Source organism: Vibrio rarus (genome assembly GCF_024347075.1).
In the GTDB taxonomy this organism is placed as follows: Bacteria; Pseudomonadota; Gammaproteobacteria; order Enterobacterales; family Vibrionaceae; genus Vibrio; species Vibrio rarus.
Window position 1 is genome coordinate 455,181 of record NZ_AP024900.1, and the last position, 14,143, is coordinate 469,323.

Here is a 14,143-nt window from a genome sequence, read left to right on the forward strand (position 1 = left end):
TGCGATGCTTGTATACCTTTAGGGAAGTGTACCTAGACTAGCGGATTTTTAAGCTTGTTAAATCAAAATCTTATTGAGCAATTTCTTGATTCTATATGGATGGAAAAAGGCTTATCTGAAAATACTCTAGCGTCTTATCGTTTGGATTTGAGTAAATTATCACAATGGTTAGAACAACATGATTCTGATTTAACGTCAGTGAGTTACCAATCTCTCATTGAGTATCAAAGCTGGCTGGTGGAGCAAAATTTCGCTCAATCGAGTCGCGCACGAATGTTGTCAGCAATGCGCCGACTGTTTCAGTATTTGTATCGTGAAAAAATTCGTGCAGATGATCCCAGTGCTTTGCTCATTCGCCCTAAATTAGCGAAACGTTTACCCAAAGATATCAGTGAACAACAAGTCGAAAATTTACTGAACGCGCCAAACATAGATGAACCGATTGAACTTCGCGATAAAGCGATGCTTGAATTGCTGTATGCGACGGGATTACGTGTGTCGGAATTAGTTGGATTAACGATGGAAAATATGAGCCTACGCCAAGGTGTGGTACGGGTTGTGGGTAAAGGTGGCAAAGAGCGTTTAGTGCCTATGGGAGAAAATGCCATCGATTGGATTGAACGTTTTCTCGTTCAAGGCCGGTCACTATTAATGGGGGAGCAGTCGTCAGACATCGTTTTCCCTAGTAAACGTTCACGTCAGATGACACGGCAAACATTTTGGCATCGTATTAAGTATTACGCCCAGATAGCGGGTATTGATAGCGATACGTTGTCGCCACATGTGATGAGACATGCGTTTGCCACGCATTTATTGAACTATGGAGCCGATTTGCGAGTCGTACAAATGTTACTAGGGCATAGTGACTTATCTACCACGCAAATTTATACTCATGTTGCCACAGAAAGATTAAAACAAATCCATCAGCAGCATCACCCGAGAGCGTGATACATAAAAATGAACGCTCTCTATTATTTTATTACTAGGAAATTGTATGAATAGCTTACGTCGAGTCTTTGGTTTACTTCTCTGCTCTTTAGTTGCCTTTAGTGTATGTGCAACAGAATTTGATGAGGCAAAAATTAAAGAACGATTTTCTAAAATTGGTATCACTGTGGTGCAAGTAGAATCCCTTGATATGGATGGACTTGTGGAAATCACCACGACCCAAGGTACTTTCTATGCGACTCCAAGCGCAGATTACTTTATTCCAGGTAAGCTGTACTCTTTGGATGACAATGGTAATTTTAGTGATGTTACGGCTCAACGTCAGGGTCCTAAAATTAACAAGTTATTCAACGACATCACCAATGAGATGATTGTATATAAAGCCAAAAATGAAAAACACGTAGTGACGGTATTTACCGATACATCGTGTGGCTACTGCTTGAAGCTACATCGCCAAATGGCTGAATATAATAAGCTAGGCATTACAGTACGTTACTTAGCTTTCCCTCGCTCTGGTCCGCAAAGTCAAGTGGGTCATGAAATGGCGAATATCTGGTGTAGTGAAGATCCTGCGAAAGTAATGAGTGACGTGAAAATTCGTGGTAAAAACGCGCTAGCACCGAATAGTGATATTAAAAAATGTCAGGCTATGATTTCAGGTCAGTATCAATTAGGGAAAACGATTGGCGTATCGGGAACCCCTGCGGTATTCTCAGAAAAAGGCATCAATGTTGGTGGTTACTTATCACCAAAAGACTTGTTAGCTCGACTTGAATCGCAACAATAATTAAAGACCTTGAAGCGCTGTATCTTATACGGCGCTTTTTTTATTTCTCGAACTCATACTGATAAATCATGATCGAAATTAAACGCCGTCCTTCTGCTGAAATAGCGCATCTTCCTACCTCGTTATCACCATTAATGAGACGTATTTATGCCTCTCGTGGTATTGAGTCAATGACGCAACTGGATCGGGGGGCAAAAGGCTTGCTCGCGCCACAAAAGTTATTCGGTATTGAGGCCGCCGCTCAACTTCTTTTTTCTGCAATACAGAACAATAAAAGAATTATTGTGGTCGGCGATTTTGATGCCGATGGTGCGACGTCTTGCGCATTATCAGTGTTAGCCTTGCGCATGCTAGGTTCTCGCAATGTGGACTATCTCGTTCCCAATCGTTTTGATGATGGCTACGGATTAAGTCCTGAAGTTGTACAGCAAGCGATAGCAATGGGCGTTGATTTGATTATGACGGTTGATAATGGCATCTCATCTTTAGATGGGGTTCGTTTCGCTAAAGAAAATAACATTCAAGTACTGGTGACCGATCACCACTTGCCGGGACACACATTGCCCAATGCGGATGCAATGGTGAACCCCAATTTAAATGAATGTGGCTTTCCATCCAAAGCCCTTGCCGGGGTTGGTGTTGCCTTTTATCTGATGATTGCCTTGCGGGCACTTATGCGCACCAATAATGGGTTTAATCAGATAGGTATTGCTGAGCCAAACCTGTCAGAGTTACTTGATTTAGTGGCTCTGGGGACGGTCGCGGATGTTGTGCCATTAGATGAAAATAACCGAATATTGGTCCATCAAGGACTGCAACGTATTCGTGCCGGTCACGGTCGCCCTGGAATACAGGCCTTGATTGAAGTCTCAAAGAGAGAGTCAAGCCGACTCGTGGCCTCGGATTTTGGCTTTGCTTTAGGCCCTAGAATTAACGCCGCGGGCCGTTTAGATGATATGTCGTTTGGTGTTGAATTACTGATGAGCAATAACATCCATGCGGCGAGACGTATGGCCACAGAGTTGGATGCGTTAAACATTACTCGTCGTGAAATCGAAGAGGGAATGAAGGTAGAGGCGATGGCCTTTTGCGAGCGAATTCAATTTAGTGCGGACAAGGAGATGCCCTACGGAATTACTTTATTCCAGCATGATTGGCATCAAGGGGTTATCGGTATTTTAGCCTCACGTATTAAGGATCAGTTTCATCGTCCTGTGATTGCTTTTGCTGATGGGGGAGAAGGCTTAATCAAAGGCTCTTGTCGCTCTATCAAAGGCATGCATATGCGAGATGCCCTAGATCAAATTGATGTGCAAAACCCCGGGCTGATTTTAAAGTTTGGTGGGCATGCTATGGCGGCAGGTTTAACCATTAAAGAGCAGGATTTTAGCCGTTTTAGTGAGTTGTTTGATCAAGCGGTTCGTGACCAAGTGGATGAAGATGCCTTAAAAGGCATAGTGCTGTCTGATGGAGAGTTAACACCTGAAGAATTTACTATGCACACCGCCATTGATATTCGTAATGGTGGACCTTGGGGTCAAGCTTTTCCAGAACCGATTTTTGATGGTGAATTTAAAGTGCTGCATCAAAAGCTAGTAGGAGAAAAGCATCTCAAACTGATGGTTGAACCTTTATATAAATCCCATGGCACTAATATTATGATTGATGCGATTGCCTTTAATGTGGATCTTAGACGTTGGCCAGATCCTGCCACTACTAAGGTTCGATTAGCTTATCGTCTTGATATCAATGAGTTTCGTGGTAACCAATCTTTACAGTTAATGGTGGAATATATTGAGGGCGCTTAAGCTACAAGCGGATCTCAATGTTTTTTAAAATCCATTATAGTCAAAATATTTCTGTATCTTGGTCACATTTTTGAGTAAAATTTCGCGGTTATTTTCTATTCAAAATATTGGCCTAAGATGTTTGAAATCAATCCGATCAAAAACCGCCTGCAGGACGTGTCTGAACGCACCCATGTCCTGAGGGGGTACCTTTGACTACGACGCAAAGAAAGAGCGTCTAGAAGAAGTAAATGCAGAACTTGAACAACCGGATGTATGGAATGAACCAGAGCGTGCTCAAGCGCTTGGTAAAGAACGTGCGTCACTAGAAGCCGTGGTTGAAACCATTGATTTATTGGATCAAGGTGTTGAAGACGTAGAGGGCTTGCTAGAGTTAGCGGTTGAAGAAGAAGATCAAGAAACCTTTGATGAAATTGAACCTGAACTGGCTGAGCTTGAAGCGAAACTCGCCAAGCTTGAATTCCGCCGTATGTTCTCAGGGGATCATGACGCTTCAGACTGCTATATTGATTTACAATCGGGCTCTGGTGGTACTGAAGCTCAAGATTGGACTTCAATGTTGTTGCGCATGTACTTGCGTTGGGCCGAATCAAAAGGCTTTAAAGTTGAAGTTATCGAAGTGTCTGATGGTGATGTTGCCGGTCTTAAAGGCGCAACAGTACGTGTTTCAGGTGAATATGCTTATGGCTGGCTTCGTACAGAAACCGGTGTTCATCGTTTAGTGCGTAAATCCCCATTTGATTCCAGTGGCCGTCGCCATACTTCTTTTGCGTCTGCATTTATCTATCCTGAGATTGATGACAACATTAAGATCGATATTAATCCATCGGATCTTCGCATCGATGTCTACCGCGCTTCTGGTGCGGGAGGTCAGCACGTTAACACCACTGAATCTGCGGTTCGTATTACTCACGTACCAACGAACATTGTGGTGCAATGTCAAAATGACCGCTCCCAGCATAAGAACAAAGACCAAGCAATGAAACAGCTTCGCGCTAAGTTGTTTGAGTTTGAATTGCAAAAGCAAAATGCTGAGAAGCAAGCAAACGAAGATGCAAAATCAGATATCGGTTGGGGCAGTCAAATCCGCTCTTACGTATTGGATGATTCTCGTATTAAGGATCTTCGTACCGGTATCGAAAACCGAAATACACAAGCCGTTTTGGACGGCGATTTAGACAAATTTATTGAAGCTAGCCTGAAATCAGGGCTGTAATAAGGGTGTAATATGACTGAGCAAGTTCAAATTGATGAAAACAAACTGATTGCAGAGCGCCGTGCGAAATTGGATTCAATCCGCAAGGAGTGTAAGGCAAACGGTCACCCTAACGACTTTCGTCGTGACAGCCTTGCGGGTGATCTTCAAGCTCAGTTTGGTGAAAAATCAAAAGAAGAGTTAGAAGAGCTAAACCATGTAGTGGCGATTGCTGGACGTGTGATGGCAAAACGTGGTCCTTTCTTGGTCATCCAAGAAACGTCGGGTCGCATTCAAGGTTATGCCGCTAAAGATGTGCAAAAGGCGCTTAAAGCGAAATACCAAGGTTTAGATATCGGTGATATCGTTGGTATTAAAGGTGCTTTACATAAATCAGGTAAAGGGGATCTTTACGTGAATATGGAAGAGTACGAATTGCTGACTAAAGCACTACGTCCATTGCCAGAGAAGTTCCACGGTTTAACTGACCAAGAAATGCGTTACCGTCAGCGTTACGTTGATTTGATTGTAAACGAAGATTCACGTGCCGCATTTATTATTCGCTCTAAACTGGTTGCGGCTATCCGTAACTTTATGAGTGGAAAAGGTTACTTAGAAGTTGAAACACCAATGATGCATGTGATTCCAGGTGGCGCAACTGCGCGTCCTTTCATTACGCACCATAATGCTCTGGATATCGACATGTACTTGCGTGTGGCTCCTGAGTTGTACCTTAAGCGTTTGGTTGTGGGTGGTTTTGATCGCGTATTTGAAATTAACCGTAACTTCCGTAACGAAGGTTTATCACCTCGTCACAACCCTGAATTCACTATGATGGAATTCTACCAAGCTTACTCTGACTACAAAGATCTTATGGATCTAACCGAAGAGATGCTGAGCACTGTAGCGGTGAATGTATTGGGTTCTACTTCTATGCCTTACGGTGATGAAATAGTTGAATTTGGTGGTACTTACGCGCGCATGAGCATGTTTGATGCGATCAAGCAGTACAACCCTGATCACGCTGAAATTCAAGCAATGACAGAAGAAGACATTCAAGATCGTGACAAGATGGTTGCTATTGCAAAATCTGTGCATGTTGATGTAGAAAGCTTCTGGACTTGTGGTCAGCTTCTTGAAGAGATTTTTGGTGAAACCGCTGAGCCTCAGTTGATTCAACCAACCTTCATCACTGGCTACCCAGCAGATATTTCTCCATTGGCTCGTCGTAGCGACAGCAATCCATTCTTCACTGACCGTTTTGAGTTCTTCATCGGTGGCCGTGAAGTGGCTAACGGTTTCTCTGAGCTTAATGATGCAGAAGATCAAGATGCACGCTTTAAAGCGCAAGTGGATGCAAAAGATGCGGGTGATGATGAAGCAATGTACTACGATGCAGACTACATTACTGCTCTAGAGCACGGCTTACCACCAACAGCAGGTCAAGGCATTGGTATTGATCGCCTAGCGATGTTGTTTACTAACACGCACACCATTCGCGACGTCATCCTATTCCCAGCGATGCGTCCTCAGCAGTAATAGCCATTACCGCTAAATGATTGAGCCACATCATTACTGATGTGGCTTTTTTTATGAGCCCACTTCTATGGGTTCAACTTCTTCTTGCAATTCAAGCAGGTTAATAGCGATAGCGACAAAATCACTATCGGTAATAATGCCCACCAGTTTGCCGTTTTGCACTACAGGTAAACAGCCTACTTTCCGCTTTTGCATCATCATGGCGCTTTCTCTGAGTCCCGCATGAGGGCTAACCGTGATGACATTTTTGCGCATGGCTTGATTGAGTGGGGTAGTAAGCGTGTAGGCTCCGCTATCTGGGTTAACTTGCAGGCTAGAGTCTTGAGCTGCCAAAATATCTCTTTGGGTTACCAAGCCTAGTAATTCATCGTCTACATCAACCACAGGGACGTGTCTAACATCGTGCTCTGCCATTAGCTTTTTTGCATCAGCAAGGGTGTTGGAACGCAACAAGGTGTAGGGATTGCGAGTCATCAGCTCGACTATTTTCATCATAATAATCTCCTAGATAGTTCCGAACTATTCCATCTCATTTAACTATAGTAATGAGTTGAGTTTTTTACTTTGATGTACCCCTAAAAATGGCCTGATTTATGTACTTTTATTAGTGGGAACCGCGTCTGTTTTGTGAGTACATGTGTTTGCATGATTGCGTGATATTGATCATGTCTCTGTGTTGTTCTTCTTTTGTTTCTGTTCATTTTCAGGATGTTGACCCATTTTTATAAGTGGCTTATGACGATGAACGTCAGATCATTTCAACATTTATAAACGGATTTTATAATGAAAAGATGGATATTATGTATAGTTGGCTTACTGGCAGCAGTTAGTGCGCAAGGGATCACCCTAGGTGAGGATGCATTTGACGCAGAATATAGAGTGAGTATTCGTTCTAGTCATATGGCGGAGTTTCCTTTATGTAGCGGTACCTTGATCCGTGATCAATGGGTTTTAACCGCCGCACACTGTGTGGTGTTTCCTGGTGAAGATGAGTTAAGTGAAAAAGACTATTATGTGGCGCGTCCTGGGGAATTAACGATCACATACAATGCCGCTCATTTACGTGATGATATCAATGAAGATATTAGCAACTTTGTTGATGTATCACATGTAGTGGTGCATGAAGATTATCGTCGATTGGGGCATGTGGAGGTGCAAGACGACGGTGTTGAAGTGATGAGTACTGAGCTTACTCATGATGTTGCTTTATTAAAATTAAAGTATCCGCTAACCGGTATAGAACCTGTTGCGTTAGTTAGTCCTGATGTGATGCAGGAATTAGAGCTTGAGCTAATCTCACAATGGCCAAGTAGCAATGCAGCTAAACCTGAAAACATTCAAATATTTGGCTGGGGAAGTACTGATGTCCTAGACCCTTGGGGCAACACGGTAGAGTTACAACAGCAGACCACATCTCAAGCTTTTTACCCTATTGATGAGTGCTTTACCCGTTTAGAGGGAGGGAAGAGTGTCCCAGATTTTATTTCATCAGCAATTGATGAGACGAAGATATGTAGCAGCCCAACCAAGCTAGAGACCTTTTTTAATCCCGAGACGGGGCAAGATGATGGACAAGTCTATGGTAATTCAGCATGTATCGGTGACTCTGGTGGCGGTCTAATCTCTACTTTCAATGGTGTTGATTATCAAATTGGTATTATCAGTGGTACGCCTCTTGTATTGCCTGTTTGTGGTTCTGTGACTATCCCTAGTTTCCATAGCAAAGTGTCCTATTTTTACGACTGGATTGTGGCTATGGTAGATAGTGAAAGCGATCCTAATGCTACCGTTATGGCTCCAAGTTTTATCCAACAAGCTCAAGATGCAACAGAAGATGCCAGTGATACTGAGGTTGAGGTTGGCGCTTGTAATGAGGATGAAACGGTGTTTGTTGATTGTGGAGATTCAGACTCGGGTGGTGGCTTACATTTATTATGGTTGCTTGGTTTAGGTTTAATGGCATTTAGACGTCATAGAGCCGCGTAGATAATGAGACTCCTCGCTCTGCTGAATACCGTTAGCAGGGCGTTACTTGGGGAACTTCTTTATATCCCCTTGATCTTGTCTGGTGGCAATCTATACTAGCGCCCTGCACTATATTTAGCCTAGGATCGTTAATCGCCATGCAAGTTTCAGATTTTCACTTTGACCTACCTGATGAGTTGATCGCTCGTTATCCCATGCCAGAACGCACTTCTAGCCGACTGCTGCAACTAACGGGTAATAGTGGTGATGTTCAAGATAAAAACTTCACTGATGTCTTGGAGTTGGTGAATGAAGGCGATTTGCTAGTATTTAATAATACTCGAGTCATTCCAGCCCGAGTTTATGGTCGTAAAGCCAGTGGCGGTAAGATTGAAGTCTTAGTGGAGAGAATGGTGGATGAGCACACTATTTTAGCTCATGTTCGCGCTTCTAAGTCCCCTAAGCCTGGTACTGAGTTATTTCTTGGAGATAACGATCAATATGCGGCTGAAATGGTGGCAAGACATGATGCTTTGTTTGAAATTCGCTTTACTTGCGATAAAGCGGTGTTGCAAATATTAGAAGAAGTAGGGCATATGCCTTTACCTCCTTATATCGACCGCCCTGATGATGATTCTGATCAGGAGCGTTATCAAACCGTTTATAATGAAAAACCGGGTGCCGTGGCAGCGCCTACAGCGGGCCTTCATTTTGATGATGAAATTCTAGAAAAAATTAAAGGGAAAGGGGCGAAGCTAGCCTTTGTTACTTTGCATGTTGGGGCGGGTACTTTCCAACCGGTGCGCGTTGACAATATTTTAGAGCATCACATGCATGCGGAATATGTTGAGGTGACCCAAGAGGTTGTGGATGCGATCAATGAAACGAAAGCCAACGGCGGTCGTGTTATTGCTGTCGGTACCACCTCTGTACGCTCTTTAGAGAGTGCCGCGCAAGACGCAAAACAAAAAGGTACCTCATTACAACCTTTCTTTGGCGACACCGATATTTTCATCTACCCAGGTTATGAGTTTCAACTTATCGACTGTTTGCTAACAAACTTTCATTTACCTGAATCGACATTAATCATGTTGGTGAGTGCTTTTGCCGGTTATGACCATGTTATGCACGCTTATCAACATGCTGTTACCAATAAGTATCGTTTCTTTAGTTATGGTGATGCCATGTTTGTCACTCGTAAAGGTTTATAAGTAAAAAAGAAAAGTTAGATACCATTCTCGTTTGATGAGAAGGGTTAGATACAATTCATTCGTGAATGTCAGTTGTACGCGGTGGGGAAAGTCCCATTACGGTAATTGGAATGACATTCTTTTTTGGGGCAATTCTAAAATAAAGACATTGTCCTAAACTAACCGTCAGATTGTTTCTCTGGCGTATTGGAGTAATTCGTGAAATTTGAACTAAAGAAAACGGACGGGACAGCTCGCCGTGGTCAATTACAGTTTGAGCGTGGTTCCGTTCAAACTCCCGCATTTATGCCTGTAGGTACTTACGGTACGGTTAAAGGCATGACACCTGAAGAAGTGAAAGAGACAGGGGCAGAAATCCTACTCGGTAATACTTTTCATTTGTGGTTAAGACCCGGTCAAGAAGTGATGAAATTGCATGGTGATTTGCATGACTTCATGAACTGGCAAGGTCCTATCTTAACGGATTCAGGCGGTTTTCAAGTCTTTAGCTTAGGGGATCTACGTAAGATTACCGAACAGGGTGTTCATTTCCGTAACCCAGTTAATGGCGATAAGATTTTCATGGATGCAGAAAAGTCTATGGAAATTCAAAAGGACCTCGGTTCTGATATCGTGATGATTTTTGACGAATGTACTCCATATCCAGCGACACACGATGAAGCCCAAAAATCTATGGAAATGTCTTTGCGTTGGGCGCAACGTTCTCGAGATCATTTCAATAAGCTGGAAAATCCTAATTCTTTATTTGGTATTGTGCAGGGTGGTGTTTACGAAGACCTTCGTGACGTGTCTGTAGAAGGCCTAACAAAAATTGGTTTTGATGGTTATGCCGTTGGCGGTCTTGCCGTTGGTGAACCTAAAGAAGATATGCATCGCATTTTAGAGCACACTTGTCCGCAGCTGCCACAAGATAAGCCTCGCTACTTGATGGGCGTGGGTAAACCTGAAGATCTTGTCGAAGGTGTTCGTCGTGGTATTGATATGTTTGATTGTGTTATGCCTACTCGAAACGCACGTAATGGTCACTTATTTGTGACTGGAGGTGTGATCAAGATCCGAAACGCGAAACATAAAACAGATACAACCCCTCTAGATCCTGAGTGTGACTGTTACACTTGCCGCAACTATTCTAAATCGTATTTGCATCATCTAGATCGTTGTAATGAGATCTTGGGCTCTCGCCTAAATACCATTCATAACCTTCGTTACTATCAGCGCTTAATGGAGAGTATCCGTAGCGCTATTGACGAAGACCGATTTGAAGCTTTTGTAGAAGAGTTTTATGCACGTCGCGATAGAGACGTGCCGCCGATGTTAAAAGCTGAAGCATAAAAAGAGTTAAAAGGTGATTCAAGCAATCAAATTGTATGTTCACCTCGCTGGCTTTGTCGTTTGCCCTTGAAAAAGGGGCGATAAGGCCACATTTAAATTTATAACTTAAATTAACGATTATTTTAAAAAAAGGGGATTTTAATGAGTTTATTTATTTCTGAAGCTCACGCAGCAACAGAAGGCGCAGCACAAGGAGGTGGTTTTGAAATGATCATCATGCTTGGTATGTTTGCTGTAATTTTCTACTTCATGATTTACCGTCCACAAGCTAAACGCTCTAAAGAGCACAAAAACCTAATGGCTTCTATGAGCAAAGGTGATGAAGTGCTTACCAGTGGTGGCCTAGTAGGTAAAATTTCTTCTGTATCTGAAGAAAATGATTTTATTGCTATTGAACTAAACCCAAACAACGTAGTTGTGATCAAGAAAGACTTCGTAACTGCAGTGCTACCAAAGGGTACACTGAAGTCTCTTTAAGAACAGCTAGAGGATCCTCGCTGTGTTAAACCGTTATCCGTTATGGAAGTACTTAATGGTCATATTGGCCATTTTAGTTGCGGCACTGTATGCCCTTCCGAATCTTTACGGTGAAGATCCAGCCATTCAAGTGACAGGGGCACGTGGTGCCTCTGTAGATATGGCGACGATGGATACTATCACCAAAGCTCTTGATGAAGAGAGCCTTTCCCATAAGTCTATTGCATTAGAAAATGGCTCAATCTTAGTTCGTTTTAGTGACACTGACACTCAAATTAGTGCACGCGATATTATAAGTGAAGCCCTAGGCTCAGATGTTATTGTGGCCCTTAACCTTGCACCTTCAACGCCAAATTGGTTAGAAAGTATTGGTGCGGCACCTATGAAGCTAGGTCTCGACCTACGAGGTGGTGTTCACTTCTTAATGGAAGTGGATATGGACGCGGCTATGAATAAGCTGATTTCGCAACAGGAAGAAGCCTTCCGTAGCGAGTTACGCGAGCAAAAAATTCGCTATCGCGCTATTCATGCCACGAAAGACTCCGTTGAGGTTACTTTGCGTAATGCTGAGCAGTTAGCTCAAGCTGAAGCAACGTTAAAATCTAAGCACCATGACATGCTATTTGTTGATTCAGATAGTAATGGTCGTTTTGTAATAACCGCTACATTTACTGAAGCTCGTCTTACTGAAATTCGCAACTATGCGGTAGAGCAAAATATTACTATTTTGCGTAACCGTGTGAACGAATTGGGTGTTGCAGAGCCGTTAGTTCAACGTCAGGGCACTAGCCGTATCGTTGTTGAATTACCGGGTGTGCAAGATACCGCACGCGCTAAAGAAATCTTGGGTGCAACAGCAACGCTAGAATTCCGTGAAGTTGATATGCAGGCTGACTTAGCCGCTGCTGCAAATGGTCGTGTACCTGCTGGCAGTGAAGTTAAGCATGATCGTGATGGTCGTCCTGCGGTATTGAAAAAACGCGTTATTCTTGGTGGTTCAAGCATCACAGACGCAAGCTCAAGTGCTGATGAATATGGCCGTCCTCAAGTAAACATCTCGCTAGATAGCGAAGGTGGTAGCAAAATGGCTGCTTTCTCTCGTCAAAATATTGGCAAGTTGATGGCAACGGTATTTGCTGAATACAAAGACAGCGGTAAACGCACTCCTGAAGGCAAAGTCATTCTTGATAAGCACGAAGAAGTCATTAACCAAGCAACCATACAATCAGCTCTTGGCCGTAGTTTCCGTATTACGGGTATCGACTCAGCAGCAGAAGCGCACAACTTAGCCTTGCTATTGCGTGCAGGTGCTTTGATTGCGCCAATTTCGATTGTAGAAGAGCGTACGATTGGTCCATCAATGGGACAACAGAATATCGATATGGGTATTCAAGCGTGTGCTTGGGGCTTAGTTGCGGTAATGCTATTTACGCTTCTTTATTACCGTAAGTTTGGCTTCATCGCTAATATGGCGTTGATGGCAAACCTTGTATTGATCATCGGTGTTATGTCCATGATTCCAGGGGCGACAATGACGCTACCGGGGATCGCTGGTATTGTATTGACGGTCGGTATGGCGGTGGATGCTAACGTACTTATATTTGAGCGTATACGTGAAGAGCTTCTTGAGGGACGAAACCCACAACAGGCGATTCACCAAGGTTATGCCAATGCGTTTAGTACCATTGCCGATGCCAACATTACGACACTACTTACAGCGATTATCTTATTTGCTGTTGGTACTGGTGCGATTAAAGGCTTTGCCGTAACACTGTCTATCGGTATTTTGACTTCCATGTTTACTGCTATTGTCGGTACTCGTTGTGTTGTTAACTTGCTATATGGCGGCAAGCGCGTCACTAAACTGTCGATCTAATTGAAGGTATTTCCATGTTTCAAATAATGAAAGCTGGCAAAACGCTCGACTTTATGCGCTGGTCAAAAGGCGCCGTCGTTTTCTCGTTACTCATGATTGCAGCTTCAATCTACACCATTTCAACTAACTGGTTGAACTGGGGCCTTGACTTCACTGGCGGTACTTTAATTGAGGTAGGGTTTGAACACCCTGCCAATTTAGAAGAAATTCGTTCAGCTTTGGATGCGAAAGGCTTTGGTGATGCTACCGTGCAGAACTTTGGTTCGGCGCGAGATGTAATGGTGCGTTTACGTCCCCATGATGATCTACAAGGCGAAAAACTGGGTGCGAAAATCATCCAAGCTTTGCAAGAAGGCACTGGCGAGTCAGTAGAGATGCGTCGTGTTGAGTTTGTTGGTCCGAATGTGGGTGATGAACTGGCAGAGGCTGGTGGTCTTGCGATCATCGTGTCATTAATCTGTATCTTGCTTTACGTGTCAATGCGTTTTGAATGGCGTCTTGCAGCCGGTGCGGTATTAGCACTGGCGCACGATGTTATCATCACCATTGGTATCTTCTCTATCATGCAGATAGAAGTGGATCTTACTATCGTCGCGGCGCTGCTAACGGTTGTCGGTTATTCACTCAACGATACTATCGTTGTATTTGACCGTATTCGTGAGAACTTCCGTAAGATGCGTAAGGGCGATTCCGTTGAGATTATCAATGGCGCGATCACTCAAACCTTGAGCCGTACCTTGATTACATCCGGTACCACTTTATTTGTGGTTATCGCGTTGTTCACTAAGGGGGGTGCGAATATTCATGGCTTCGCAACAGCATTGTTGTTAGGTATTACCGTTGGTACATACTCATCTATTTATGTTGCTTCGAACTTAGCTCTGAAATTGGGTGTTTCTCGTGAACACTTAATGCCACCTCAAGTTGAGAAGGAAGGCGCAGAATTTGACAAAATGCCTTAAGCCTTTGTCTTATTTCTAGTAGTCTTTTAAGCGGTCAACATTA

12 protein-coding genes are annotated in these 14,143 nt (G+C 43.4%); 11 read left to right on the forward strand and 1 reads right to left on the reverse strand.

Annotated elements, in window-relative coordinates; translation table 11 throughout:
* Positions 1–54: 54 nt before the first annotated feature.
* The 5 genes from xerD to lysS all read left to right on the forward strand — a co-directional run bounded on the left by xerD (position 55) and on the right by lysS (position 6,277).
* Positions 55–948: a site-specific tyrosine recombinase XerD gene (gene xerD, locus OCU56_RS02165; protein WP_261873946.1), complete on the forward strand. Its 894-nt coding sequence runs from the start codon at positions 55–57 to the stop codon at positions 946–948.
* Positions 949–994: 46 nt separating this feature from the next.
* The gene (locus tag OCU56_RS02170; protein WP_261873947.1) at positions 995–1,735 is read left to right on the forward strand and encodes a thioredoxin fold domain-containing protein; all 741 of its coding nucleotides are present in this window, start codon (positions 995–997) and stop codon (positions 1,733–1,735) included.
* A 68-nt stretch (positions 1,736–1,803) separates the two neighbouring features.
* Positions 1,804–3,543 (forward strand): single-stranded-DNA-specific exonuclease RecJ, encoded by a 1,740-nt coding sequence (gene recJ / locus OCU56_RS02175; RefSeq protein ID WP_261873948.1) that lies wholly within the window; start codon positions 1,804–1,806, stop codon positions 3,541–3,543.
* Between the two features lie 117 nt (positions 3,544–3,660).
* Positions 3,661–4,759, forward strand: a protein-coding gene (gene prfB, locus OCU56_RS02180; RefSeq protein ID WP_261873949.1) for a peptide chain release factor 2 whose coding sequence is annotated in 2 segments (ribosomal slippage) — positions 3,661–3,735 and positions 3,737–4,759 — 1,098 coding nt in all. Because the reading frame shifts where the segments join, the coding sequence is not laid out codon by codon here.
* Positions 4,760–4,771: 12 nt separating this feature from the next.
* Positions 4,772–6,277 carry a lysine--tRNA ligase gene (gene lysS, locus OCU56_RS02185; RefSeq protein ID WP_261873950.1) on the forward strand — a complete coding sequence of 502 codons (1,506 nt, stop codon included), beginning with the start codon at positions 4,772–4,774 and terminating at the stop codon, positions 6,275–6,277.
* A 51-nt stretch (positions 6,278–6,328) separates the two neighbouring features.
* Here lysS and OCU56_RS02190 read toward each other — a convergent pair whose 3' ends face one another.
* A complete protein-coding gene (locus tag OCU56_RS02190) occupies positions 6,329–6,772 on the reverse strand; it encodes a CBS domain-containing protein (protein ID WP_261873951.1) in 444 nt (147 codons plus the stop codon).
* A gap of 288 nt (positions 6,773–7,060) precedes the next feature.
* Here OCU56_RS02190 and OCU56_RS02195 point away from each other — a divergent pair, with 288 nt between their 5' ends.
* From OCU56_RS02195 to secF, 6 genes are all read left to right on the forward strand, one after another.
* On the forward strand, positions 7,061–8,263 hold the full coding sequence (locus tag OCU56_RS02195; protein WP_261873952.1) for a S1 family peptidase: 1,203 nt from the start codon (positions 7,061–7,063) through the stop codon (positions 8,261–8,263).
* Between the two features lie 137 nt (positions 8,264–8,400).
* The gene (queA, locus tag OCU56_RS02200; RefSeq protein ID WP_261873953.1) at positions 8,401–9,453 is read left to right on the forward strand and encodes a tRNA preQ1(34) S-adenosylmethionine ribosyltransferase-isomerase QueA; all 1,053 of its coding nucleotides are present in this window, start codon (positions 8,401–8,403) and stop codon (positions 9,451–9,453) included.
* 198 nt (positions 9,454–9,651) lie between these two features.
* Positions 9,652–10,785: a tRNA guanosine(34) transglycosylase Tgt gene (gene tgt / locus OCU56_RS02205; protein WP_261873954.1), complete on the forward strand. Its 1,134-nt coding sequence runs from the start codon at positions 9,652–9,654 to the stop codon at positions 10,783–10,785.
* 141 nt (positions 10,786–10,926) lie between these two features.
* Positions 10,927–11,262: a preprotein translocase subunit YajC gene (gene yajC / locus OCU56_RS02210; RefSeq protein WP_261873955.1), complete on the forward strand. Its 336-nt coding sequence runs from the start codon at positions 10,927–10,929 to the stop codon at positions 11,260–11,262.
* Positions 11,263–11,284: 22 nt separating this feature from the next.
* Entirely contained in the window at positions 11,285–13,138 is a 1,854-nt protein-coding gene (gene secD, locus OCU56_RS02215; protein WP_261873956.1) for a protein translocase subunit SecD, read from the forward strand.
* Between the two features lie 14 nt (positions 13,139–13,152).
* The gene (gene secF / locus OCU56_RS02220; protein WP_261873957.1) at positions 13,153–14,100 is read left to right on the forward strand and encodes a protein translocase subunit SecF; all 948 of its coding nucleotides are present in this window, start codon (positions 13,153–13,155) and stop codon (positions 14,098–14,100) included.
* Positions 14,101–14,143 lie beyond the last annotated feature (43 nt).

What these genes read in the sequence shown, in the direction of transcription:
- OCU56_RS02170 (WP_261873947.1), top strand. Translation starts at nt 995, where the DNA reads ATGAATAGCTTACGTCGAGTCTTTGGTTTACTTCTCTGCTCTTTAGTT.
- recJ (WP_261873948.1), top strand. Translation starts at nt 1,804, where the DNA reads ATGATCGAAATTAAACGCCGTCCTTCTGCTGAAATAGCGCATCTTCCT.
- lysS (WP_261873950.1), top strand. Translation starts at nt 4,772, where the DNA reads ATGACTGAGCAAGTTCAAATTGATGAAAACAAACTGATTGCAGAGCGC.
- OCU56_RS02190 (WP_261873951.1), bottom strand. Translation starts at nt 6,772, where the DNA reads ATGATGAAAATAGTCGAGCTGATGACTCGCAATCCCTACACCTTGTTG.
- OCU56_RS02195 (WP_261873952.1), top strand. Translation starts at nt 7,061, where the DNA reads ATGAAAAGATGGATATTATGTATAGTTGGCTTACTGGCAGCAGTTAGT.
- queA (WP_261873953.1), top strand. Translation starts at nt 8,401, where the DNA reads ATGCAAGTTTCAGATTTTCACTTTGACCTACCTGATGAGTTGATCGCT.
- yajC (WP_261873955.1), top strand. Translation starts at nt 10,927, where the DNA reads ATGAGTTTATTTATTTCTGAAGCTCACGCAGCAACAGAAGGCGCAGCA.
- secF (WP_261873957.1), top strand. Translation starts at nt 13,153, where the DNA reads ATGTTTCAAATAATGAAAGCTGGCAAAACGCTCGACTTTATGCGCTGG.